The organism is Micromonospora sp. NBC_00362 (assembly GCF_026342155.1).
Lineage (GTDB): Bacteria > Actinomycetota > Actinomycetes > Mycobacteriales > Micromonosporaceae > Micromonospora > Micromonospora hortensis.
The window spans coordinates 3,619,324-3,642,679 of sequence record NZ_JAPENH010000001.1; the positions used below are offsets into that span (position 1 = coordinate 3,619,324).

Annotated in this window: 23 protein-coding genes; 9 read left to right on the top strand and 14 right to left on the bottom strand. The window is 71.3% G+C overall.

The features are described from left to right. Positions 1–49: 49 nt before the first annotated feature. The gene (locus OG992_RS16365) at positions 50–868 is read right to left on the bottom strand and encodes a hypothetical protein (RefSeq protein WP_266303670.1); all 819 of its coding nucleotides are present in this window, start codon (positions 866–868) and stop codon (positions 50–52) included. Between the two features lie 54 nt (positions 869–922). On the opposite strand from OG992_RS16365, the gene OG992_RS16370 reads away from it, so the two are divergent. Both OG992_RS16370 and OG992_RS16375 read left to right on the top strand, forming a co-directional pair. Continuing rightward, positions 923–2,083 carry a DNA recombination protein RmuC gene (locus OG992_RS16370; RefSeq protein ID WP_238684412.1) on the top strand — a complete coding sequence of 387 codons (1,161 nt, stop codon included), beginning with the start codon at positions 923–925 and terminating at the stop codon, positions 2,081–2,083. A 149-nt stretch (positions 2,084–2,232) separates the two neighbouring features. Then, positions 2,233–5,529 carry a S8 family serine peptidase gene (locus OG992_RS16375; protein ID WP_266303671.1) on the top strand — a complete coding sequence of 1,099 codons (3,297 nt, stop codon included), beginning with the start codon at positions 2,233–2,235 and terminating at the stop codon, positions 5,527–5,529. 74 nt (positions 5,530–5,603) lie between these two features. Here OG992_RS16375 and OG992_RS16380 read toward each other — a convergent pair whose 3' ends face one another. Both OG992_RS16380 and OG992_RS16385 read right to left on the bottom strand, forming a co-directional pair. After that, complete coding sequence (locus OG992_RS16380) at positions 5,604–6,038, bottom strand: hypothetical protein (protein WP_238684414.1); 435 nt, start codon at positions 6,036–6,038, stop codon at positions 5,604–5,606. Positions 6,039–6,079: 41 nt separating this feature from the next. Next, positions 6,080–7,066, bottom strand: coding sequence for a 4-hydroxy-3-methylbut-2-enyl diphosphate reductase (locus tag OG992_RS16385; protein ID WP_091397205.1), 987 nt, complete (start codon positions 7,064–7,066; stop codon positions 6,080–6,082). 162 nt (positions 7,067–7,228) lie between these two features. Between OG992_RS16385 and xseA the strand changes: the two genes are divergently transcribed. Both xseA and OG992_RS16395 read left to right on the top strand, forming a co-directional pair. Further along, the gene (gene xseA, locus OG992_RS16390; RefSeq protein WP_266305215.1) at positions 7,229–8,476 is read left to right on the top strand and encodes an exodeoxyribonuclease VII large subunit; all 1,248 of its coding nucleotides are present in this window, start codon (positions 7,229–7,231) and stop codon (positions 8,474–8,476) included. Between the two features lie 45 nt (positions 8,477–8,521). After that, positions 8,522–8,743 (top strand): exodeoxyribonuclease VII small subunit, encoded by a 222-nt coding sequence (locus OG992_RS16395; RefSeq protein ID WP_030328827.1) that lies wholly within the window; start codon positions 8,522–8,524, stop codon positions 8,741–8,743. Between the two features lie 43 nt (positions 8,744–8,786). Here the strand turns inward: OG992_RS16395 and OG992_RS16400 are convergent, their stop codons facing one another. Continuing rightward, positions 8,787–9,632 (bottom strand): hypothetical protein, encoded by an 846-nt coding sequence (locus OG992_RS16400; RefSeq protein ID WP_266303672.1) that lies wholly within the window; start codon positions 9,630–9,632, stop codon positions 8,787–8,789. A 205-nt stretch (positions 9,633–9,837) separates the two neighbouring features. Further along, positions 9,838–10,485, bottom strand: coding sequence for a DUF4245 domain-containing protein (locus OG992_RS16405; RefSeq protein ID WP_238684417.1), 648 nt, complete (start codon positions 10,483–10,485; stop codon positions 9,838–9,840). A 159-nt stretch (positions 10,486–10,644) separates the two neighbouring features. On the opposite strand from OG992_RS16405, the gene glpX reads away from it, so the two are divergent. Both glpX and OG992_RS16415 read left to right on the top strand, forming a co-directional pair. Beyond that, positions 10,645–11,676, top strand: a complete 1,032-nt coding sequence (glpX, locus tag OG992_RS16410) for a class II fructose-bisphosphatase (protein ID WP_091394313.1) — start codon at positions 10,645–10,647, stop codon at positions 11,674–11,676. Next, positions 11,673–12,659: a DMT family transporter gene (locus tag OG992_RS16415; protein WP_238684418.1), complete on the top strand. Its 987-nt coding sequence runs from the start codon at positions 11,673–11,675 to the stop codon at positions 12,657–12,659. Before glpX ends, OG992_RS16415 begins: the two co-directional genes overlap by 4 nt. Positions 12,660–12,712: 53 nt before the next feature. Here the strand turns inward: OG992_RS16415 and OG992_RS16420 are convergent, their stop codons facing one another. The 6 genes from OG992_RS16420 to OG992_RS16445 form a co-directional block, all read right to left on the bottom strand. Further along, positions 12,713–13,681 carry an NAD(P)/FAD-dependent oxidoreductase gene (locus OG992_RS16420; protein WP_238684475.1) on the bottom strand — a complete coding sequence of 323 codons (969 nt, stop codon included), beginning with the start codon at positions 13,679–13,681 and terminating at the stop codon, positions 12,713–12,715. A 106-nt stretch (positions 13,682–13,787) separates the two neighbouring features. Then, a complete protein-coding gene (locus OG992_RS16425) occupies positions 13,788–14,441 on the bottom strand; it encodes a rhomboid family intramembrane serine protease (protein WP_238684419.1) in 654 nt (217 codons plus the stop codon). Between the two features lie 106 nt (positions 14,442–14,547). Next, positions 14,548–15,225: a lytic transglycosylase domain-containing protein gene (locus OG992_RS16430; RefSeq protein ID WP_238684420.1), complete on the bottom strand. Its 678-nt coding sequence runs from the start codon at positions 15,223–15,225 to the stop codon at positions 14,548–14,550. A 277-nt stretch (positions 15,226–15,502) separates the two neighbouring features. Further along, positions 15,503–16,918 carry a PhoH family protein gene (locus tag OG992_RS16435; RefSeq protein ID WP_266303673.1) on the bottom strand — a complete coding sequence of 472 codons (1,416 nt, stop codon included), beginning with the start codon at positions 16,916–16,918 and terminating at the stop codon, positions 15,503–15,505. A 414-nt stretch (positions 16,919–17,332) separates the two neighbouring features. Next, positions 17,333–17,668 (bottom strand): hypothetical protein, encoded by a 336-nt coding sequence (locus tag OG992_RS16440; protein WP_124854368.1) that lies wholly within the window; start codon positions 17,666–17,668, stop codon positions 17,333–17,335. Positions 17,669–17,699: 31 nt separating this feature from the next. Beyond that, entirely contained in the window at positions 17,700–18,044 is a 345-nt protein-coding gene (locus OG992_RS16445) for a hypothetical protein (protein WP_030328857.1), read from the bottom strand. Between the two features lie 264 nt (positions 18,045–18,308). Here OG992_RS16445 and OG992_RS16450 point away from each other — a divergent pair, with 264 nt between their 5' ends. From OG992_RS16450 to otsB, 3 genes are all read left to right on the top strand, one after another. After that, positions 18,309–18,752, top strand: a complete 444-nt coding sequence (locus tag OG992_RS16450) for an XRE family transcriptional regulator (protein WP_091394342.1) — start codon at positions 18,309–18,311, stop codon at positions 18,750–18,752. A 162-nt stretch (positions 18,753–18,914) separates the two neighbouring features. Then, positions 18,915–19,268 carry a hypothetical protein gene (locus tag OG992_RS16455; protein WP_210784414.1) on the top strand — a complete coding sequence of 118 codons (354 nt, stop codon included), beginning with the start codon at positions 18,915–18,917 and terminating at the stop codon, positions 19,266–19,268. A gap of 67 nt (positions 19,269–19,335) precedes the next feature. After that, positions 19,336–20,160 (top strand): trehalose-phosphatase, encoded by an 825-nt coding sequence (gene otsB / locus OG992_RS16460; RefSeq protein ID WP_238684422.1) that lies wholly within the window; start codon positions 19,336–19,338, stop codon positions 20,158–20,160. A gap of 44 nt (positions 20,161–20,204) precedes the next feature. Here otsB and OG992_RS16465 read toward each other — a convergent pair whose 3' ends face one another. The 3 genes from OG992_RS16465 to OG992_RS16475 all read right to left on the bottom strand — a co-directional run bounded on the left by OG992_RS16465 (position 20,205) and on the right by OG992_RS16475 (position 23,356). Further along, complete coding sequence (locus tag OG992_RS16465) at positions 20,205–20,975, bottom strand: isoprenyl transferase (protein ID WP_091394347.1); 771 nt, start codon at positions 20,973–20,975, stop codon at positions 20,205–20,207. A 22-nt stretch (positions 20,976–20,997) separates the two neighbouring features. Beyond that, positions 20,998–22,149, bottom strand: a complete 1,152-nt coding sequence (locus tag OG992_RS16470; RefSeq protein WP_238684423.1) for a geranylgeranyl reductase family protein — start codon at positions 22,147–22,149, stop codon at positions 20,998–21,000. Positions 22,150–22,486: 337 nt separating this feature from the next. Further along, positions 22,487–23,356: a hypothetical protein gene (locus tag OG992_RS16475; protein ID WP_238684424.1), complete on the bottom strand. Its 870-nt coding sequence runs from the start codon at positions 23,354–23,356 to the stop codon at positions 22,487–22,489.

Genomic DNA, 23,356 nt, shown 5'->3' on the forward strand with positions numbered 1-23,356 from the left:
GGCCCCGGTCACAGTGACCGGGGCCCGTTGCCGTAGGTCTGGACGACTGTCAGAAGTCGCCGCCGCCGAAATCTCCGCCCCCGAAATCTCCGCCCCCGAAGCCGCCGCCGCCGAAGTCCCCACCGGCGTAGTCGCCGCCGCCGAAGTCCCCACCCTGGTCGCCGCCGCCGAAGTCGCCGCCCTGGTCGCCGCCGTCGCCGCCCTGGTCGACACCGTCACCGAAGCCCTCCTGGTAGCCGGCGTCGTAGCCGTACCCCGGGTCGGCGAAGGCTGGCGAGAACAGCGCGTCGGCGATCAGGATGCCGCCGAGCACACCAGCGCCGGCACCCAGCGCCGTCTTCCACCAGGGCGTCGAATACCAACCGGCGGGCACCGGGCGACCCTGATAACGCCCACCGGGGTAGTAGTAGGGCGTTTCCCGGCCGGGTTGTGGCCCGGCCCGGAAGGTCTGCCCCTGCACATCGACCTCGCGCTCCTTGGTGAGCTGCCCCACGCCGCGGGCGGCGGCCAGTGTCGGCACCTCGGGGCCCGGATCGATGCCCAGCGCCGTACGCGCCGCCCGGATGTACGCCAAACCCTCCAGCGCGGTCTCCCGGGCCAGCCCGAACTGGTGCGGCGTGGACGCCTGCTCCAGCTGGGAGCCCGCCGCGTTGTACCGCTCACCGGCGTCGGCCAGCGCCTGTCGTACCGCTGGGTCGTCGCCCTGCAGGTTCATCAACTGGCCGCCGAGGCGCTCGTACCACCGCTGCGCCTCCGCGCGGGCGTCGCCGAGCTCGGTGCGCCGACGGGCACCGGCCTGAGCGCGGACCAGCGCGGCGGCGCCCAGCGCGCCGACCAGCACAACGACGAGGCAGAGCACAAGTTCCATGTCATCGAACGTACCCCCGGGTCGCACGTCGTATCCGTCTGGCAAGCTCCGGTGATGGACGTCTCGACGCTGCTCCTGGTGATCGTGTGCCTCGGCGCCGGCGGGGCGGTGGGCTGGCTCGCGGCCCGGTCCCGGTCGGCCGCCGACATCGCCCGCCTGGATGCCACCCTGGCCGCCACCCGGGAGGGCGAGGGTCGGCTGGAGCAGTCCATGCGGGCGTTGAGCTACGAGGCCACCGCCCAGTCCCAGGAGGCGGTGGCCCGCGCGGTCGCGCCGCTGCACGACACCCTGCGCCGCTACGAGCAGCGGGTGGCCGAGCTGGAGCACGACCGCGTCGACGCGTACGCCGAGCTGCGCGAGCAGGTCCGCTCGATGAACGCGGTCTCCGGTGAGCTGCGCACCGAGACCAAGCAGTTGGTGGCGGCGCTGCGCGCACCGCAGGTGCGGGGCCGCTGGGGCGAGCACCAGTTGCGCCGGATCGTCGAGGCTGCCGGCATGCTGGAGCACTGCGACTTCTCCGAGCAGGTCACCGCCGCCACCGACCAGCAGGTCGTCCGACCGGATCTGGTGGTCCGCCTGCACGGTGGTCGCTCCGTGGTGGTGGACGCCAAGGCCCCGTTCGACGCGTACCTGACAGCCATGGAGGCCCGCGACGAGCGCGGCCGGGACACCCACCTCGACGCGCACGCGCGGCACCTGCGCGGGCACGTCGACGCCCTGGCCGCCAAGTCGTACTGGTCGGCGTTCGACAACTCCCCCGAGTTCGTGGTGCTGTTCGTCCCCGCCGACCCGTTCCTCGACGTCGCCCTCCAGCGGGACCCGACGCTGCTGGAGCACGCCTTCACCCGCAACGTGGTGCTCGCCACGCCGGCCACGCTTGTCGCCCTGCTCCGCACTGTCGCCTACTCCTGGCGGCAGGAGGCACTGGCCCGCAACGCGCTCGCCGTGCACACCCTCGCCCGGGAGCTGTACGGCCGGCTCTCCACCCTGGGCGACCACGTGGGCAAGCTCGGGTCCTCACTGGCCGGTGCGGTGACCGCGTACAACAGGGCGGTCGGCTCACTGGAGGCCCGGGTGCTGGTCAGCGCCCGCAAGCTCGCCGAGTTGGGTGTCTCGGACGACGAGTTGGCGACCCCGGCCCAGGTCGAGTTGACGCCCCGGCAGCCGCAGGCCCCCGAGCTGGCCGATCCGGCCGACGAGGTCTCGACCCGATAGCCATTCATGTGACAGTGCGTATGCCCGCGCATCACGAACTGGTCACAAGGGACTGACCAGTAGTGACAGTGCTTGTCGATACCGCGAAAGATTCTGCTCACCCGAGCGCCCTTCTCTGAAGGGCCCTGTTCTCTGGAGGTAAAGAGAACGTGAGCAGACTCCGAAATATGAGCCGGCGCACCTCAGCCGCGCTCTTCGCGTCGGTCCTGGCGGCGAGCGCCATGACGACCATGGCTGGTGCCGCCACCGCGGCCGCCGCTCCCGCCACCACACCGGACGCTTCCCCGGCCACCGCCGCCGAGACGCTGGGCGCCCACGACGCCAAACTGCTCAGTGAGGCCCGCGCCAAGAAGGCCCCGACCGTCACGTTGATCGTCGCCACCGAGAAGGGTGAGGCGGGGGACGTCGCCGACAGCCTCACCAAGCTCGGCGGCACTGTCAGCCAACGGCAGGACCGGGTCGGCTTCGTGCTGGCCAAGGTCCCGACCGACCGGGTCCTCAAGGCGGCGCGACTGCCCGGAGTCTCGGCCGTCGACCTGGACGAGGTCATCCAACTGCCGGACCCGGCCCCGGAGCGCACCGCCACCGGCACCGCCGGCGCGCGGCAGGCCGCCGTCGAGGCGCCGGGAGAGAGCACCCCGGCCAACAACCCCTACATGCCGACGAACGAGACCGGCGCTGTGGCGTTCACCGCGGCCCACCCCGAGTGGGACGGCCGGGGCGTCACGATCGGCATCATGGACTCCGGTGTGGACCTTGCCCACCCGGCGTTGCAGCAGACCACCACCGGCGAGCGCAAGATCGTCGACTGGGTCACGGCTACCGATCCGCTGGAGGACGGCTCGTGGCGGCGGATGCAGGCCGAGGTCGCCGGCCCGTCGTTCACCATCGCCGGCGGCACCTGGACGGCACCGGCCGGCACGTACCGGTTCAACCTGTTCAGCGAGTCGGTCACCGCCGCGAGCGACGCCCGGGGTGACGTCAACCGCGACGGCGACACGACCGACACCTGGGGTGTGCTCTTCGACCCGGCCACCAACAACATCCGGGTGGACGCCAACCAGAACCTCAACTTCACCGACGACCCGGTCATGCGGCCGTACAAGGAGAAGTACGACATCGGTTACTTCGGTACCGACAACCCGGCGACCCCGGTCGCCGAACGGCAGCCGTTCGTCGTCGAGTTCCGCAAGAACGTCAACACCACGCCGATCGGGCTGCCGGGCACCTACGACTACGTCAGCATCGGCATCGTCGAGAGCACCCACGGCACCCACGTCGCCGGCATCACCGCCGCCAACGACATGCTCGGCAACGGGGCCTTCGACGGCGCCGCGCCCGGCGCCAAGCTGGTCTCCGCCCGCGCCTGCTCCTGGGGTGGCGGCTGCACCGCTGCGGCCCTCACCACCGGCATGATCGATCTGGTGGCCAACCGTGGCGTCGACATCGTCAACATGTCGATCGGTGGCCTTCCGGGCCTGAACGACGGCAACAACGCGCGGACGAACCTCTACAACGAACTGATCGAGACGTACGGCGTGCAGTTGGTCATCTCGGCCGGCAACTCCGGCCCGGGTCTCAACACCATCGGCGACCCGTCGGTGGCCAGCAACGTGATCAGCGTTGCCGCCAACATCAGCAAGGACACCTGGCTGGCCAACTACGGCTCGGTCGTCAAGAAGAAGAACGCCCTGTTCAACTTCTCCTCCCGTGGCCCGCGCGAGGACGGCGGCTTCAAGCCGAACATCGCCGCCCCCGGCTCGGCCATCTCCACCGCGCCGACCTGGCAGCTCGGCGCCCCGGTCGCCGAGGCCGGATACGCGCTGCCCCCGGGCTACGCGATGCTGAACGGCACCTCGATGGCGTCTCCGCAGACCGCCGGCGCCGGCGCTGTGCTGCTGTCGGCCGCCAAGGCCACCGACCGGGGCGTCAGCCCGGCGGCGTTGCGGCGGGCGCTGTTCAGCTCCGCCAAGCCAATCGCTGACGTGCCGACGTACGCGCAGGGCTACGGCATGGTCAACGTTCCGGGCGCCTGGCAGCTGCTGCGCCAGGGCGTCGAAACCCGGTCGTACGTCTCCGACGCGCCGGTCTGCAGCCCCCTGGCGGAGCAACTGACCATCTGGAACGGCGTGAAGTTCGTGCCGAACCCGGGTCGGGGCACCGGCGTCTACAACCGCTGCACCTCGTCCGAGGGCGGCCACAAGGTCGGCCAGAGCAAGACGTACCCGGTCAAGCTCACCCGCACCAGCGGCCCGGCCGGCACCATCAAGCACAACATCACGCTCCAGGGCAACGACGGCACCTTCAAGGCACCGAAGACCGTCGCGTTGCCGCTCAACAAGGCCGTCACCATCAGCGTCACCGCCAAGCCGGCCACCGAGGGCGCGCACGGCGCGATCGCGCGGATCGACGACCCGGCCACCAACGTTGTCGACTTCGAGGTGTCCACGGTGGTGGTCGCCTCGAACGACGTGAAGAAGCCCACCTTCTCGTACGCCAACGAGGGCTCGGTCGACCGCAACGGCTTCACGTCGTACTTCGTCACGGTGCCGGAGGGCGCCAAGGCCCTCCAGGTGAACCTCTCCGGGATCGCCACCGGTTCGCAGACCCGGTTCATCGCCATCAACCCGTTGGGTGTGCCGGTAGAGGCCACCACCAGCACCGTCTGCTACACCAACTTCTCCGACGTCAACGTCTGCAAGCCGCAGGAGCGTGACTACCAGAACCCGCTGCCCGGGGTCTGGGAGATCGAGGTGGAGTCGCGGCGGACGTCCCCGGCGCTGAACAACCCGTTCAAGCTCCAGGCGCGGGTGCAGGGCCTGACTGTCGAGCCGGCGCTGGTCGAGCTGCCCAGTGTCGAGGCCGGCGAGCCGACCCCGGTGACCTGGAAGGTCACCAACGCCTTCGGTCCGGTCTCGGTCAGCGGCCGCAGTGGCGCGCTGACCGGTGTGCGGACCGAGCGTCCGACCATCACCGAGGGCGGTCCCAACCAGGAGTGGACAGTCGAGATCCCGGCCGGTACGTCGACGTTCACCGCCCGGATCGGCAACCCCGCAAACGCGGGCGCCGACCTGGACCTGTTCGTCTACCGGGGTACCACCGAGGTCGGTCGGGCCGCGGACGGCGACTCGGAGGAGGCGGTCACGCTGACCAACCCGGCCGCCGGCACCTACCGCGTCGTGGTGGAGCCGTACGGGGTTGACGGGCCGGGCACCAGCACCGCCTACGACTACTACGACGCGTTCGCGTCCGCGTCGCTGGGCACGATCACCGCTCCGGCCGTCGCGGTGCCGCTGATGCACGGCGAGTCGGCCACCATCACCGGCACTGTGACCGCGGTGGCCGTTCCGGCCGACGGGCGTCAGCTCTCCGGTGAACTGGCGATCGTCACCAGCGAGGGTGCGATCGTGGGTCGCGGCAACGTGTCCATCGGTGCCGTGAACTGATCCGTCCGTAACGCCAGCGGAAGCCCGTCCCCAGGTCCGGGGGCGGGCTTCCGCGCGTGAGGGGGGCCGAAGGGTCAGGACCGGTGGGCGGCCGTCACGACGAACGGGGTGCCCTGCTGGCAGGTGGTCATCATGCCGGGCTCCACCCGACCGGTGACCTCGACCCGGGCGCCCGGCGTCAGCACCTCACGCGGGCCGCCGAGCAGCAGGTAACCGTCGAGCAGTACGCAGCCGGGCTCCACACCGCCCTGCACGGTGCCGCTCAGTGTGGTGGCCCCGACGCCCGGCGGCGTGCTCGGGCCGCCCGGTTTCGGAGTCTTCAGGCCGGGCGGCACGGACCGGGTGACGGTCTCTGGCGAGGGCGTCGGGTCGGGCGTGGGCTGGCTGGTCACCGGCTGCGCTCCCGTCGGTGTCGGGGTGGGTGTGCCGCCCCCGACACCCTGGCCGCCGCAGGCGCTCAGCGCCACGCAGACGGCCAGCGCGGGGACGGCGAGCCGAAGAGTCCTCATGCCGAATCTGACGTACGCCGACCCGAGTTCGTTCCCGCGCTTCAGCCGCGCGCCGCTGCGGCCTTCATGTCCCGCCTCAGCTCCTGCGGAAGCGAGAACGTGAGCCGCTCGTTGGCGGTGGTGATCTCCTCGACGTCGGCGAAGCCGCGGGCGGCGAGGTGGACCAGCACCTCCTGGACCAGGTCGTCCGGGACGCTCGCTCCCGAGGTCAGGCCGACCGTGGTGGCCCCCTCCAGCCAGGCGTCGTCGATCTCGTGCGCGAAGTCGACCAGGTGACCGGCGCGGGCGCCGGCGTCCAGGGCGACCTCGACCAGGCGGACCGAGTTGGAGGAGTTCGTCGAGCCGACCACGATCACCACGTCACAGTCGGCGGCGATCTCCTTGACCACGTGCTGCCGGTTCGAGGTGGCGTAGCAGATGTCGTCGCTGGGCGGGGACTGCAACAGCGGCAGCCGCTGCTTGAGGCGGGCCACCGTCTCCAGCGTCTCGTCGACCGAGAGCGTGGTCTGGGAGAGCCAGACCACCTTCTCCGGATCACGTACGGTGATCTTGTCGGCGCCGTCCGGGCCGTCCACCAGCTGGATGTGCGCCGGAGCCTCACCGGCGGTGCCGATGACCTCCTCGTGCCCCTCGTGGCCGATGAGCAGGATGTCGTAGTCCTCGGCCGCGAAGCGCCGCGCCTCGTGGTGCACCTTGGTGACCAGCGGACAGGTCGCGTCGATCGCCTTGAGCGACCGCGCCTTGGCCTGCTCGTGGACCTCCGGCGCCACACCGTGCGCGGAGAAGACGACTGTGGCGCCCTCCGGCACCTCCTCGTTCTCCTCCACGAAGATCGCGCCCTGGGCTTCCAGGGTCTGCACCACGTGCTTGTTGTGCACGATCTGCTTGCGCACGTAGATCGGGGCGCCGTAGAGCTTCAGCGCCTCCTCCACTGTCTGCACCGCGCGGTCGACACCCGCGCAGTAGCCGCGGGGCTTGGCCAGGAGCACGCGCTTGCCGGTCCGGTGAGTCGCCTGAGCCTCAGTCACCACCCCATCGTACGTGCCACCCCGCAGCGCGGCAGCGGCCCGCAACCCACCCCCAGCCCTCGGTGATCAAGAGGTTTACGTCAGAAACGCGCCCAGCGCCGACGCAAACCTCTTGATCACCGGGGAGGTCCGTAGGGTGGGCGGGTGAGCGAGGGTGGGCGGGTGGGAAGCGGCGGAAGCGGCGGCGGGGGCGGGGGCGGCGGCGGCGGGGCCAGCAGCGCTGAGGAGCCTTGGCCGGTACGGGTGGTCAGCCAGAAGGTGGGCGCCTGGATCGCCAAGCTGGGCTGGGTGTGGGTGGACGGGCAGGTCGCGCAGATCAGCCGCCGCCCGGGAGCCAGCACTGTCTTCCTCACCCTGCGTGACCCATCGGCCGACCTGAGCCTGACCGTCACCACCAACCGGGACGTCCTGGACTCCGGCGCGCCGGAGCTACGCGAGGGCGCACGTGTGGTGCTGCACGCCAAGCCCGAGTTCTACGCCGCCCGGGGCACGCTGAGCCTGCGGGCCGACGAGATTCGTCAGGTGGGGCTCGGGGAGCTGCTGGCCCGACTGGAGAAGCTCAAGAAGCTGCTCGCCGCCGAAGGGCTCTTCGACCGCGCCCGCAAGCGTCGACTGCCGTTCCTGCCCGGCCGGATCGGCCTCATCACCGGCCGCGCGTCGGCGGCGGAGCGGGACGTGCTGACAAATGCCCGGCGGCGCTGGCCGGCGGTGGAGTTCCGGACTGTCAACGTGGCAGTGCAGGGCCCCTCCGCGGTGCCACAGATCGTCGACGCGCTCAAGGTGCTGGACGCCGACCCGAGCATCGACGTGATCATCATCGCCCGGGGTGGCGGCGGCATCGAGGACCTGCTGCCCTTCTCCGACGAGGCGCTCTGCCGCGCGGTGTTCGGCTGTCGTACGCCGGTGGTCAGCGCGATCGGCCACGAGACGGACGCCCCCCTGATCGACTACGTCGCCGACGTCCGCGCCTCCACCCCGACCGACGCGGCGAAGCGGGTCGTCCCCGACCTCACCGAGGAGGTACGCCTCATCGGTCAGGCCCGGCACCGCCTCGAACGGGCGGTACGCAACCTGGTCGACCGGGAGACGCACCGGCTCGACGGGCTGCGTTCCCGGCCGGTGCTGGCCCGCCCCCAGGTGATGGTGGAGCATCGGGCCACCGAGCTGGCCGCGTTGCGTCAGCGGGCCGGCCGCTGTCTGGAGCACCGGCTCGGGGCCGCCGAGGATGACCTGCGGCACACCCTCGCGCGGCTGCGCGCCCTCTCCCCCGCCGCCACCCTCGACCGGGGGTACGCGATAGTGCAGCGCGCGGACGGCCACGTGGTCCGCGCGGCGGCGGAGGTCGGCAAGGGCGACCCGCTGCGGGTACGACTGGCAGACGGCGAACTGGCCGCCACCGTCGATGGCTGAGTGGCGACGCGGCGCGGTGGGGAGTGGTGTGCTGAGATGAACGCGATGACTGATGACACGAAGGCCGGGCCGGACGAGCGGCTCAGTTACGAGCAGGCCCGCGCCGAGCTGGCCTCGGTGGTGGAGCGGCTGGAAGCCGGCGGCACGTCCCTGGAGGAGTCGCTGGCGCTCTGGGAGCGCGGCGAGGCGCTGGCGGTGATCTGTCAACGCTGGCTGGACGGTGCGCGGGCGCGGATCGACGCCGCCCGGCAGGAGCCCGCTTCCTGACCGACCGCCGGTGGGGCGGCCGGAGCCGCCCCACCTCGGTACGTCAGTTGAACAGGCTGTACAGCTCGGCCGGCGCCTCGACGACCTGGTCCGCCGGCGGCTTCTGCGCGGCGGTGGCGGCACCGTAGTCCGAGTAGGTCATCTTGACCTCCTGGGCGGCGGTCTGCCCGGCGGCCGGCAACTGCAGCACCAGCTCGCTGAGCCGGCCCTGCGGATCCACCTTCGCGGTGAACGGGACGGTCTTCGCCTGGGTGCCCAGCGCGGCGATCGTGGCCGCGTTCAACGAGCCCGCCTCGGCGGCCTTGGTGACGTCGAGGGTGCCGGCGTACGTGCCGGTGCCGGTGCTGCGGACCTCGGTGATGCCCTGGGTGAGCACCGCGCTGCCAGCCGGGTCGACCTTCTCGAAGTCGAAGCCGAGGTTGCGGTTGCCCTTGATCCGGTTCTGGTCCAGGTGCTGGTACTTGCCGAGGTTGAGCTGCTTGATGGCGGGCAGGCTGTCGGCGGTGGGGCCGCTCAGCTCCAGCTTGACCCAGCTGTCCGGCTTGAAGTGGATCACGTCGAGCTTCATCGCCAGGTCGGCCGAGGGGCCACCGATCGCGATCTTCATCGCCGCGCTCTGGCTCGGCTGGTGCACCAGCCCCTCCGCCGTCGAGCCGGCGCCGGCCAGGGTGAACCGGAAGTTCCCGTTGCTGATCTCCTTGGTGGAGTCGAGCAGGGCCTGCTTGGCGTCACCCGCCACCGGGGCACCGGACGGGCTCGCCGTGCCGGAGGCGCTCACCGTCGGGGAGGGCGTCGATCCGGTGGTGCCGGTTCCGCTGGCGCAGGCGGCCAGTGCGGGCGTGATCAGAGCGGCGGCTACCAGGCCGGCGCCGAGTCGTCGAACAGTCATACGTGTCTCCCAAGGGGGTCACCCGACGACCTGGACGGCGCCGGAAACCGGGCGACGCAGCAGCACCGTCGGCTGCGTCGCGCGACCCGGGCCGAGCAACGCGCCAGGGTCACCCCCTCCTTGTTCCCTGTCGACGCGTCGGACAATCACCCTTCGGGCCTGTTGCCCAGATTCGGCGCCTGCGGGGCCACCCCACCGGGTCCGGTCAGCGCAGCGAGCCGGCCAGTTCGCGGAGTTCGTTGTCCCGGGCGTCGCCAACGACGATCACCGTGCGGGTCGGCTCCAGCAGGACCAGCGCCTGCTGGTTTCCCCGGGCCGTGTAGAGCTGCCAGGTGCGCCCGGCCAGCTCGGTGGGGCCCTGCGGCTGGCCCTGACTGGTCAGCTCGGCGGGGAGCAAACGGTCCGCCGGGACGCTGCTCTGCAGCAGTTGGACGCCCCGCCCCTCCGGTGTCAGGTAGCCGATTCGCAGGTTCGCACCGCCCTCGACGGTCTGGTAGCGGGCGCTGACCGTCTTCCAGTCGGCGTCGAGCCCCTGCGGCTGGCTCACCGGAAAGACGTTCGCCGCACGTGCCTGCTCGAAGGCGGGCGCCGGATCGACTGTGGTGGCCTGGTCGCCGCCGAGGAAGCCCCGGTAGAACGCCAGCAGCAGCGCGATCGGGACGAGCAGCACCAGCAGCGAGATCGCCATGTCCTTCGGCGACCGCTCGGACTTGCCGGACACCGCCGGCGGCGGTGGGGTCGGGTCGGTCGCGGCGGGCTCACCACCGCGGCCGGCGGGGACGTCGGCCGGCGGCTGACCGTCGGGCGGCGTGCGGTCGGCGGGTACGCGGTCGGCTGGCTGTGCGGGTTCCACCCCGCTATCTTCGCAGCCGCCCGACCGGCGGTATCCGGGCCATCACCGCCCCGCGCCGACGCCCGGTCGGCCATCGTGTGAGGATCAGCGACAAAGCCGGCAGTGGGGGCCTCCCCGCCGCCGGTCGTCCCCGCACCGTCGCGAGGAGGAGTAGCCGTCATGACGAACACCAGGACGCGGATCCCACAGGATCTCGACCGAAACCTTGCCCTCGACCTGGTCCGGGTCACCGAGGCCGCGGCGATGGCCGCCGGCCGGTGGGTCGGTCGGGGCGACAAGGAGGGCGGCGACGGGGCCGCTGTCGACGCGATGCGCAAGCTGATCAACTCGATTCAGATGCGCGGTGTGGTGGTGATCGGCGAGGGCGAGAAGGACAACGCCCCGATGCTCTTCAACGGCGAACACGTCGGTGACGGCACGGGCCCGGAGGTGGATGTCGCCGTCGACCCGGTGGATGGCACCACACTGATGAGCAAGGGAATGCCGAACGCGGTGGCGGTGCTCGCCGTTTCCGAGCGGGGTGCGATGTTCGACCCGAGCGCCGTGTTCTACATGGAGAAGCTCGCCGTCGGGCCGGCGTACGCCGACGTGATCGACATCAACGCCGGTGTGGCGGAGAACCTGCGCCGGATCGCCAAGGTCAAGGGCACCGACGTTTCCGAGGTGACAGTCTGCGTGCTGGACCGGAGCCGTCACGACGACCTGGTCGCGCAGATCCGCCGGACCGGGGCGGGGATCCGGTTCATCTCCGACGGCGACATCGCGGGCTCCATCGCGGCCGCCCGGGGCGAGTCGGACGTCGACGTCCTGATGGGCATCGGCGGCACCCCGGAGGGCATCATCTCCGCGTGCGCGCTGAAGTGCATGGGCGGCGCCATGCAGGCCAAGCTGTGGCCGCGCGACGAGCAGGAACGGGAGAAGGCGATCGCCGCTGGTCACGACCTGGACCGGGTGCTGGGCACCGACGATCTGGTCACCGGCGACAACTGCTTCTTCGTGGCGACCGGGGTCACCTCGGGCGACCTGCTGCGCGGGGTGCGGTACCGGGCGGGCGGCGCGTACACCCAGTCGATCGTGATGCGCTCGAAGAGCGGCACCATCCGGGTGATCGACTCGTACCACCGGTTGGAGAAGTTGGCGCTCTACTCCGCTGTCGACTTCGACGGTCGTCCGCTGGCCGAGCAGGAGTGACAGCCGCCGACACGGCGACCCCGCAGACCCTGTCGGCCGCCCGCCGGATCACCGGCGTCGCGCTGGCGTCGGCCTCCGGGGTCGCTGTGGCGGTGCAGTCGCGCATCAACGGCGAACTCGGGGTACGCCTCGACGACGGTTTCGCCGCCGCTGTCGTCTCGTTCGGCATCGGCCTGCTGGTGCTGCTGGTCCTGGTGCCCGCGACCCCCGGTGGTCGGCGAGGGCTGGTCGCGACGCGACGGGCCCTGCGGACCGGCACGCTGCGGCCTTGGCAGTGCCTCGGCGGAATGTGCGGAGCCTTCCTGGTGGCCACCCAGGGTCTCACCATCGGCACGTTGGGCGTGGCGGTCTTCACAGTGGCCGTTGTCGCCGGCCAGACCGGCAGCAGCCTCGCCGTGGACCGGGCCGGGATCGGGCCGACCGGCCGGCAGCCGATCACCCGGCAGCGGCTGGCCGGCGCGGTGCTCACAGTGCTGGCGGTCGGCCTGGCGGTCGGCGACCGTCTCGGCGACCCGGGCGCGCTGGCGCTGGCCCTGCTACCGCTGCTCGCCGGGGTGGGTATCGCCTGGCAGCAGGCCGTCAACGGCCGGGTCCGCGCGGCGGCCGACAGCGCGTTGACCGCCACGCTCGTCAACTTCGCCGTCGGCACCGTCACCCTGCTCGTCGCGTTCGCGATCGACATCGCCGTACGCGGCTGGCCCGGCGGCCACCTGCCGACCGAGCCGTGGCTCTACCTGGGCGGCCCGATCGGCATCGTGTTCATCGCGATCGCCGCCGCGATCGTCCGCTTCACCGGTGTGCTGCTGCTCGGCCTGGCCACCATCGCCGGGCAGATCGTGGGCGCCGTCCTGCTGGACCTGGTCCTCCCCACGGCGGCCTCGCACCCGGGTGTGAACACCCTGCTCGGGGCGGCGCTGACAATGGTGGCGGTGCTGGTCGCCGCGCTGGCGCCACCCGCTGGCCGACGTGATGCCCGCGTGTGACGGCAGAGAGCCGACCCTGTCAGTGACCGCAGCTCCGCCCTCGACGACGAATGTCAGCCGGCGTCGGAGGAGTGCCCGGGGAAGAGGTGGGCGCTCGGGTCGATGGCCACTGCCGCGTTGTTGACCGCTGTCGCCGCCTCACCGAAGCCGGTGGCGATCAGCCGGACCTTGCCCGGGTACTCGGTGATGTCGCCCGCAGCGAAGACTCGGGGCAGGTTGGTGGCCATCGCGCTGTCGACCAGGATGTGCCGGCGGTCCAGTCGTAGCCCCCACTCGGCGAGCGGGCCCAGGTCGGCGGTGAAGCCGAGGGCGGCCACCACGGTGTCCACCGGCAGCGTCTCGGTAGCACCGCCGCGCACTGTCACCTCGGCACCGGTCACCGCGCCGTCCCCGAGCAGCCTGGTGACCTCGGCGTTGACCACCACCCGCACCGGCAGGGAGAGCACCCGGGCGACAGTCGAGGCGTGGGCCCGGAACTTCTCCCGGCGGTGCACCAGGGTCACCGACCGGGCCAGTGGTTGCAGCGCCAGCGCCCAGTCGAACGCGGAGTCGCCGCCACCGACGATCAGCACGTCCCGGTCGGTCAGCTCGGTCGGCTCGGTCACGAAGTAGACGATCCCCGAGCCGGGGGCGCCGTCGGCGCACGGCAACGGCCGAGGGCTGAAGCTGCCGAGCCCGCCGGTGACCACTACCGCGCCGCAGGCGAGCTGCTCGCCACCGGCCAGGCCGAGCACCGGGCGACCGTCGGCGTACGCGAGCTTCTCCGCCCGGGTGCCGAGCAGGTACTGCGGGCCGAACGGTGCCGCCTGGGCCACCAGGTTGGCCACCAGGTCGCGGCCCTTGACCGCGGGGAAACCGGCGACGTCGAGGATCAGCTTCTCCGGGTACATGGCGGTGACCTGACCGCCTGGCTCGGGCAACGCGTCGATCACCGCCACCGACAGCCCCCGGAACCCGGCGTAGTACGCGGCGAAGAGACCGGCCGGACCGGCCCCGATCACGGCGACATCGACCTCGCGCATGGCGTACCGTCGCTTTCCGCTCACGGATCAACGCGTGCTGATCTCGACCGTAAGCGGGCGGCGACGGTCCGGCAAGCACGTCCCAGAGGCGCGCCGGAGAATCGGCTCAGGGCAGGCTGAGCGTGGAGCCTGAGTAGTCCGGGCCGCCCACGGCGGGTCGCCGCCGACGGAACAGGATCGCCGCCACCACCCCGCCGAGCAGGCCGAACAGGTGCCCCTGCCAGGAGATCCGCTCGTCGGTGGGGAGGATGCCGACCAGTTGCCAGCCGTAGAGCAGACCGACAAGCAGGAAGACTGCGAAGTTCCACCAGCTGCGCTCGACGATGCCCCGGGTGAGCAGGATGCCCAGGTAGCCGAAGATGACACCGCTGGCGCCGACCACCACCGAGTTGGGTGAGCCGGTGAACCACACGCCGAGCCCGCTGACCACGATGATGACCAGGGTCGACCAGAGGAACCGGCGGGCGCCGGCGGCGAGGACGAAGGTGCCCAGCAGGATCAGCGGGATGCTGTTGCTGTAGAGGTGGTCGAAGCCGTGGTGCAGGAACGGGGAGAAGAAGACCCCGTCCAGCCCGTCGATGCGCTGCGGGATGATGCCGGCGGTGGCGTCCAGGCCGAACGCGAGCCCCTGGTCGACGGCCTCGATGAGAAAGAGGAACGGGACCACCGCGCACATGGCGACGAACGCCCGGCCGAGCGCGGCGTAGAACGCCTCGGTGCCGAACCGGTAGGGGTCGCCGCTTGACGGGTGCAGGGTCACTCCACAACTGCTATCAGCAAAAGCGGCCGACCGCCACTCATGTCCCGTCCGGGTACGCGCGAAGGCGGGGCGAGTGGAGAGCCACCTGCCCCGCCTTCGAGAGCCGTCAGTAGTGGTTGTTGTTCTGGAAGTAGGTCCAGGCGCCGCAGGGCGTCTTGTACCTGCCCTTGATGTAGCCCAACCCCCACTTGATCTGCGTGGCCGGGTTGGTCCGCCAGTCGGACGCGACGGAGCCCATCTTGCTGCCCGGCAGAGACTGCGGGATGCCGTACGCACCGGACGAGGAGTTGTTGGCCTTGTGGTTCCAGCCGCTCTCCTTGGTCCAGAGCTTCTCCAGGCAGGGGAACTCGGCGATGCCGAAACCCGCGCTGATCATCAGGGCGCAGCCAGTCTTGCGGTTGCCGCTGTACTCGGCGCAGGACGCCGGGATCGGCCCGTCGTACGGCTTGGCGGGCGCGTTCGCGGCGGCGCGCTCGCGCTTGCGGGACGCGGCGGCGGCCTCGGCCCGGCGGGCCCGCTCGGCGGCCTCCTTGGCGGCCTGCTTCGCCCGCAGTTTGGCCTGGTACTCGGCGGCCCGCTGCTTGGAGAACTGCACCTGGTGGGCGGCCTGCCGCTCGCGCTGGTACGCGAGGTCGGCCCGGTCGACCTCGAGACTGACCTGCTCGGTCAGACCCTGTTGCTGGGTTTCCCGGTCTTCGCCCAGGTAGAAGCCACCGGCAACGCCCACGGAGAGCAGCGCTACAGCAGCCGTACGGGCGCCCAACCGGCTCCACAGCCGACTCACGAAGTGGTCCCTTCGTCGGGAGCAAGGACGTGGCGCGGCGCAGACCACAGGTGGGCCGTCAGCCGTGCCACGAGCGCCCCGACCGGTTGCCGGTCGCGCCGACGCACCGACCTTCGCCGATGTCGTCCGTCTCGCGACGAACGATCGCCGACGATTCCGGTGGTGCGTGGACGCTCGTGGGACACGATTGCGCACAGTGAGGCTGATGGGAAACCAACCAGGCCGTTTGTGATCTGCGCCACACAAAAAATGCGGACAAAAGCCCACAAAATACCCGTTAGATTGGGATGTCCTCCAGGAGGTCCGTGACCATCGCGGCGATCGGCGACCGCTCCGAACGGCTGAGGGTGACGTGCGCGAAGAGTGGATGACCCTTGAGCGCTTCGATGACAGCCGTCACCCCGTCGTGCCGGCCGACCCGCAGATTGTCCCGCTGGGCCACGTCGTGGGTGAGCACCACCCGGGAACCCTGCCCGATCCGGGACAGCACGGTCAGCAGCACCCCGCGCTCCAGCGACTGGGCCTCGTCCACGATCACGTAGGCGTCGTGCAGGCTGCGTCCTCTGATGTGGGTCAACGGCAGCACCTCCAGGATCCCCCGCGAGGTGACCTCCTCCAGCACGTTCTCGTGCACCACCGCGCCGAGCGTGTCGAAGACCGCCTGGGCCCACGGCGACATCTTCTCCGACTCCGAGCCCGGCAGGTAGCCCAGCTCCTGGCCACCGACGGCGTACAGCGGGCGGAACACGATCACCTTCTTGTGCCGGCGGCGCTCCATCACCGCCTCCAGCCCGGCGCAGAGCGCCAGTGCCGACTTTCCGGTGCCGGCCCGGCCACCCAGCGAGACGATCCCGATCGACTCGTCCAACAGCAGGTCGAGAGCGATCCGCTGCTCGGCCGAGCGGCCGTGCAGGCCGAACGCCTCCCGGTCGCCCCGGACCAGACGCACCGACTTGTCCGGCAGCACGCGACCGAGCGCGGAGCCGCGCCCGGAGTGCAGCACCAGACCGGTGTGGCAGGGCAGTCCGGCCGCCTCGTCGAGGTCGAGCGTCTCGCCGCCGTACAGCTGGCCGATCTGCTTCTCGCTCAGCTCCATCTCCGACATGCCGGTCCAGGTCGGGTCGCTGGCCTGGCCGTGGCGGTACTCGTCGGCACGCAGACCCACCGAGGCGGCCTTGACCCGCAACGGCATGTCCTTGCTGACCAGGGTCACCTCCCGCCCCTCGGCGGCGAGGTTGAGCGCGACGGAGAGGATCCGGGCGTCATTGCTCTCGGTGCGGAAACCGGGCGGCAGGACGCCGTCGTCGGTGTGGTTGAGCTCCACCCGCAGGGTGCCGCCGACGTCGTTGGCGGGCACCGGACGGTCGAGTCGGCCGTGCCGAACCCGCAGGTCGTCGAGCATCCGCAGCGACTGCCGGGCGAACCAGCCCAGCTCCGGATGGTGCCGCTTGCCTTCCAACTCGGTGATGACCACCAGAGGTAGCACCACTTCGTGCTCCGCGAACCGGTGGAAAGCCGCCGGATCGGAGAGCAGCACCGACGTGTCCAGGACAAAGGCCTGGCCGGCTGGTCGTGGCTCCTTGGGGTCGGCCGGCGCGGCGGCCGCCGAACGGCGGCTCCTGGTGGCTCGGCGGGGCGTGGCAGTCGCGGCCGGGGTCTGGTCGGCACCGGCGATGGTACGGCGAGTCGTCACAGGCCTGCTCCGACGGATGGGCACCCGCCACCCGTGTTCCGCCTCCTCCGGTGCCCGGGGACACGGGGTCGGATGCGGAACCCCATGCGCGAGGTCGCAGATCCGGGCGGACCGGCTGGCTCGGGAGAACCCCGCGCCATGCCTAGACGCTAGCCCCGCCGGACCTTCCCGGCTAGGGGCCGAACGTGGATCTCCCAAGACGCGCTCGTGAACAGGGCTCCGTCGACGTCCGCACCAGCCGAAAGGCATTGTCGCGGACGCGGCGGAACCGGCCGGGATGCATGCCCCCTGCGCGCATCCCGGCCGGGTGGGGCCACCGTCACCGGTCTGACGTGACCCCGACGGTGCGTGTCCGCCGCGGACGACGCACCGCGCTTGTGGCGCCGGTCGGCGGGGCAGTCCCGCCGACCGACCTCAACCGCTACGTCGGACGAGCGTGCCGGTCGGGTGCCGCCCGGTGATCGGGGCGGCCGGCGCGCTGAACGACGAGCCGGTGTACGTGGTGCCGGGGCGCTCGACAGCGCCGGCGGAGCGGACCACGCCCGCTGGTGAGACCGACAGGGCCGAGGCGATCGCCGCCTGGGCGTCCCGACGACGCCGGTTCCAGGCGCCCCGGTCACCGTCGAAGTAGCCCTGCCGGTAACCGAAGCGGTAGCCGATGCGGTAGCTGAGCTGCCCGTGCAGCCGACCGGCCGCGTAACTGGTGGCACCGAGCACCAGAACGAGGAACACCGCGAGGAACGGGCTCATCGGGCAGCTCCGGCCCAGCCGGGACGCCAGGTCATCGCTCCTCCGGCTCGATGGTGGTGGGGTCGGCGACGAGCAGCCGGTCCAGGTCGTCGGTGCTGACCTCCTCGACCAGCTCGACGCTGATCCGGCAGCCGTCCAGCACGACTTCGGCCACCGAGGACCGGCGGATCTCGCCGCCGGCGTCGTAGACCCGGACGCTCAGCTCCGGGCAGCCGAGATGGGTACGCCAGGCGTTCCACTCGGCACGATCGCCGACGCTCAGCGACAGGTAGCGGCAGCCTCGGGCCAGGTAGAGGCGCCAGGGGGCGGTCAGCCCCGCGGCGACCCCCTCGGCGATCAGCCCGAAGGCCTGGGCGCGGGTGGCGAGCTCGGTCACCACGACCCCCTGGCACCGGGGGCGTGACGCATGTGAGCACCAATCGTCTCATGCACGTGACACACCGTAGAATGTCCCATGGGCGTGACAGTATCAGCTTTTCGTCCGCTTACGTTTGCCACTACGTTCATCTATTCTGCCCGCGTGACACCCCTCAACAGTGGCACTGACTCGTTTACCGGAAACCCGAACCTCTCGTCACGTCTGCGTGACAGTGGCGAGCCGGGGCGCGCGCCCGCTGCCGGCTGGCCGTACCGTCACGGAGTGACCGAGACGGCCAATGCGCGGAAGATCGCCTTCGCCACCTTCGTCCGGCGGGCTCTGGACGAGGCACGGGCGACCCGAGCCTGGAGCGGCACCGAGGTGTCCCGGCGCACCGGCGTCTCCCGGCAGACCATCAACCGCTGGGTCCGAGGCGACTGGGCCAGCGACCCGGAGGCCGAGCGGGTGGTCGCCTTCTGCGAGGGCCTGGGGTTGAACCCGGCCGCGGCCTTCGCCGCACTCGGCTGGGACCGCGCCGCGGCCGGCCCCCGCACCGGCCAGGCCGCCCCTCCGATGGACCCCGACGTGGAGGCGCTGCTGCGCCGTCTGGTCGATCCGCAGGTGTCGGACGCGGAGAAGTTCCACATCCGGGAAACCATCAGATACCTCGCATACCGCCCAACGTTGCCGGTCGATGTCCGAAAAAGGGGCAATCAGGCAGGCTAGTTCCTCAGATAGCGAAAGAACGCCTGGTCAGGTTCATTCGTTTGCCTCCGGGGCTGGAACGGGCACGCTAGCGTCCCTATTCGTACTGCTTGGGCTCGTCATCGGCGGGGGGACGGGACAAGGCCGAACCTAGCCCTGCGGGACAGAAGGAGGGGTCTGTCCATGACCCTGAAGTGGTTGGCAGTCGTGGTCGCAACGGTGTCGGTGACACTGTGGGCGACCGGCAACACGGTGACCCTCGCGGTCGACGGCGGGCAGCTGCCGCTGCTCGTCAACCTCTTTGCGCTCATCACCGCCGGCACCGCGGTCGTCCTGGCCGTCGTCGCCGAGCTGCACGAGCGTCTGAACAACCGAATCAGCGCGCTCACCGAGTTCCTGGTGGCACGGCTCAACGAGATCGACAACCACACCGGCGATCGCAACACCGGGTTCGTGGAGGGCTATCTGTTGAGCCATGGCCAGGAGGCGGCAGTGGTGCCGTTCGGCCGGCGCGGACGAGGAGCCGCCGAACGCTGATCCCGTACCGCTCAATGGGTCCGCTCGGCCAGGAATGAGCCTGGATCGCCGGGGTACGCTGACGCGCGTGCCGCCGTTGAATCTGGGCAATCAGCAGCCGAGAACCCCGTTGAACGCCGACCAGGCCTGGCGGATAACCGCCAGCCGGGCGGCCGGGACCGTGCTCTTCTTCGACTTCGACGGCACGCTCGCGCCCGTCGACGACGATCCGACAGCGGTACGCCCGGCACCCAAGGCGTTAGCCGCGATCGAGGCGCTCGCCCCGGTCGTGCAGCGGGTCGCGATCGTTTCCGCCCGACCCGTCGAGTTCCTTCGGGATCAGCTCGGCGGGCTCGCTGGCGTGGACCTCTACGGCCTCTACGGGCTGGAGCACAGCCACTCCGGCGGCGAGACGGTCACCGAACCGGCCGCGCTGCCCTGGGTGCCGACCATGGAGGAACTGGCCGATCTGGCCCGGGCGGAACTGCCGCCCGGCACGCTCGTGGAGTACAAGCGGCTCTCGGTCGCGCTGCACTGGCGTACCGCCCCGCAGCTCGGCGCGACAGTGCAGCAGTGGGGGCAGGCGCAGGCCGACCGTCTGGGGTTGCGCTCGCAGGCCGGGCGGATGGTGCTGGAGCTCAAGCCACCTGTCGACCGGGACAAGGGCATGGTGATCGGCGAGGCGATCAAGGGTGCCACCGGCGCCTGGTACTTCGGCGACGATGTCTCCGACATCAAGGCCTTCGCCGCGCTGCGCGCTCGCGCCGCCGCCGACCCGGACTTCCTCGGTGTCTGTGTGGCGGTGGCCAACCCGGAGACCGGCCACGAGGTGGCCAACGCCGCCGACCTGACCATCGAGTCGCCGGCCGCCCTGGGCGACTTCCTCACCCGGGCGCTGACCCACCTGCCCTGAACCGACCTGACTCCGACGGCGACCGACGGTGTCGCCGCCGGGGGTCAGGCGCCGTAACGGCGTTGTCTGGTGGCGTACGAGCGCAGGGCACGCAGGAAGTCGATGTGCCGGAAGTCCGGCCAGTTGAGTTCGCAGAAGTAGAACTCCGAGTGCGCGGACTGCCAGAGCATGAAACCGGACAGCCGCTGCTCGCCGCTGGTGCGGATGACCAGGTCCGGGTCGGGCTGGCCCCGGGTGTAGAGGTGCTCGGCGATGTGCTCGACGTCCAGCACCTCAGCCAACTCCTCGATCGTGCCCCCGGTGGCGGCGTGCTCCAGCAGCAGCGAACGGACCGCGTCGGTGATCTCCCGGCGGCCGCCGTAGCCCACCGCGATGTTGACCTCCGCGCCGCCGGTGCGCTCGCGGGTGCGCTCCTCGGCGCCCTTGAGCGCCGCCGCGGTCTGCGCCGGCAGCAGGTCGAGCGCCCCGACGATGCGCAGTCGCCAGGGGTTGCCCTCCTCGGAGAGCTCCACCACCAGGTCCTCAATGATCTTGAGGAGCGGGTCCAGCTCGGCGGCCGGACGGCGCAGGTTGTCGGTGGCCAGCAGGTAGAGGGTCACGTGCCCGACCCCGGCCTGGTCACACCAGCCGAGGACATGCTTGATCTTCGCCGCGCCGACCCGGTGCCCGTCGTTCGGGTCGACGAAGCCCATCTCCCTCGCCCATCGGCGGTTGCCGTCGCACATCACCCCGACGTGCCGGGGCACCGGCTTACCGGCGAGCTTCGCCGTGAGCCGGCGCTCGTACACGGAGTAGATAAGGTTCCGCAGCGTCATCACCTAGCAGCGTAGCGACCCTTCAGCCGGTCCACTGCCTCGGAGCCCCATCCCCGCCACCCAGACCGGCGCCGATCAGTGCGAGCGTACGAGCGGTGAGGCGTCCGTCACCCAGTCCCAACTCGACCACGTCGTAGAACACCCGGTCGTCCCGACGGGCGGCTCGGACCGCCGCGTCCACCACCCGGCGTCGCCGGGCCAACCAGGCCGCTACCGAACTGTGCCGCAGGTGGGTGCCGAGGCGCCGACGCAACCCGTCGGCGTAGCGGCCAGCCGCGCCCTCGGGCGACCGGGCCGCCGCCGACCCGGCGAGCGCGCCGGAGAGCAACGCGTAGAAGATGCCCTCCCCGGTGAACGGATTGATCAGTGACAGCGCGTCCCCGGCCAGCAGCGTGCGCCCACGCCCCGGCGCCGGCCGGTGGGTGGAGAGCGGCAGGTGATGCGCGCGCAACGCGGTGACTGTCGCCAGATCGGTGCCGGGCAGCAGCGCGGCCAGCCGGTCCAGCAGGTACGCGCGGCTCAGCGGCTCGCCACGCAGGACCTCCCCGTACCCGACGTTCGCCCGCCCGTCACCGATCGGAAACGACCAGGCGTACGCCGGCCAACGCGCCTTCGAGGTGACGATGAGCTGCTCGGACGGGCCGGGCAGAGCCGGGGCGTACCCCCGGATGGCCAGCGCGAGGTGCCGGTCGGGGTTCTGCGGATGGCCGAGCGCCCGACGTACCACCGAGCCAGCGCCGTCCGCGCCGATCACCACCCGGCCGGACACCTGCCCGTCGAGCACCACCCGGTCCGCGCGCGGCTCGACCTGGCGCACCGTGTGCCGTCGCAACTGCGCGCCGGCGGCCACAGCGGCCGCCACCAGCCGCGCGTCGAAAACCTCCCGGGGCACCGTGTACGCGGGTCGGGGCAGAGCCCGAGCCACCGCACCGCCACCCGGCGAGATCATGCGTAACGCCGGCAGCGGCGCGTAGCCCGCCACCGCCTCGGTCACCCCCAGCTCGGCGAGCACATCCACCGAATGCGCGGCGATCCCGTCACCACACGCCTTGTCCCGGGGAAAATCGGCCCGGTCCAGCAGCAGCACGCTGGCACCGGCCCGGCGCGCCGTCAGCGCGGCTGCCGACCCGGCCGGCCCCGCCCCCACCACCACCACGTCGAACTCGTCACCCACCGCGCGCCTCCCTCCAGTCCGACGCGGCGCGGCCGTTCCCGCCGGGCGACCCGGTCGGCCTTGCGGCCGGCCGCCCCGACGATCTCCGCAACCACCCCGACGCCGACCGCTGTGACCGACGCCACCCGCCATCCTGCCCCCTGCCCGCCCTCGAAGACCGCTCCCGCACTGGGCCGACCGGTCTCACCCCCCTCCTTTGCTCTGCACCCGCGGACGCGACGGTTACCGTCCGCGACTGTCGCCTATCGGGGTGCAGAGCAAAGGAGGGGATGGATGGACTGGGTCGCGGTCGGCCTGCCGGGTCGGCCCCAGCGGCGTCGGTGCGGCCCATCAGCGGTCAGGGTTGGGGTTCAGGTTGGGCCGCGTCGGTGGTGCGGGCGGCGCGGCGCAGGCCGTAGAGGGCCAGCCCGGCGGCGGCGAGCAGGGGTGCGCCGTCGCGGACCAGGCCGTCCACGCCCAGCAGCCACCAGCACAGCGGCAGATCCACGGCGAGTACGGCCACCGTGACGACGACCAGCAGGCCACGCGCCCAGTCCTTGCCCCGCATCAGGAACGCCGTGCAGAACAGCACCGCGTAGCTGGCCGTGATGCCAGCACCGAACCAGAACAGCACGGCCGGCACCGCTGTCAGTCGACCATCCAGGATGGAACCTCCGGCCACCAGCGCCGGCACCAGCATCAGCGGGCTGTAGGTGAAGGCCGCCACCCGGCTGGTCAACAACCAGGCACTGGCCTGTGGCCGGCGTGGAGGGGTTTCCCGCCAGGAGATGCCGTCCCGGTCGATGACGAGGCGTGGACGGTGCCGGACCAGATGCCCGGCCAACGCCGACGAGCGGTAGAGCAGCCAGACCACCGCGACACAGAGCGCCGTGAGAATGGCGAAGCCGAGCAGGCCGGGCAGCGGCGGCACTCCCTGCCGGGGCACGACGAGCCGGCCGACCGCGAAGATCGTGGTGACCGCGAGGATCAGGCCGAACGGGCGGGCCACCGTACGACCCCGCCGCACGTGCCCGATCAGCAGCAGGAAGCCGAACGAGCGCAGCATGGCCCAGCCGGTCCGTACGGCCAGCCCGAATCCCTGCTCCGGGGCGTACCACCAGTTGAGCAGCTCGACCACGACGGTGGCCGCCGCCGTCGTCGCCAGCAGGGTGGTCAGCACCCGGACGGCGGACGGCCGCCGGACCTGGGTCTCGGCGGCCGTCCTCAT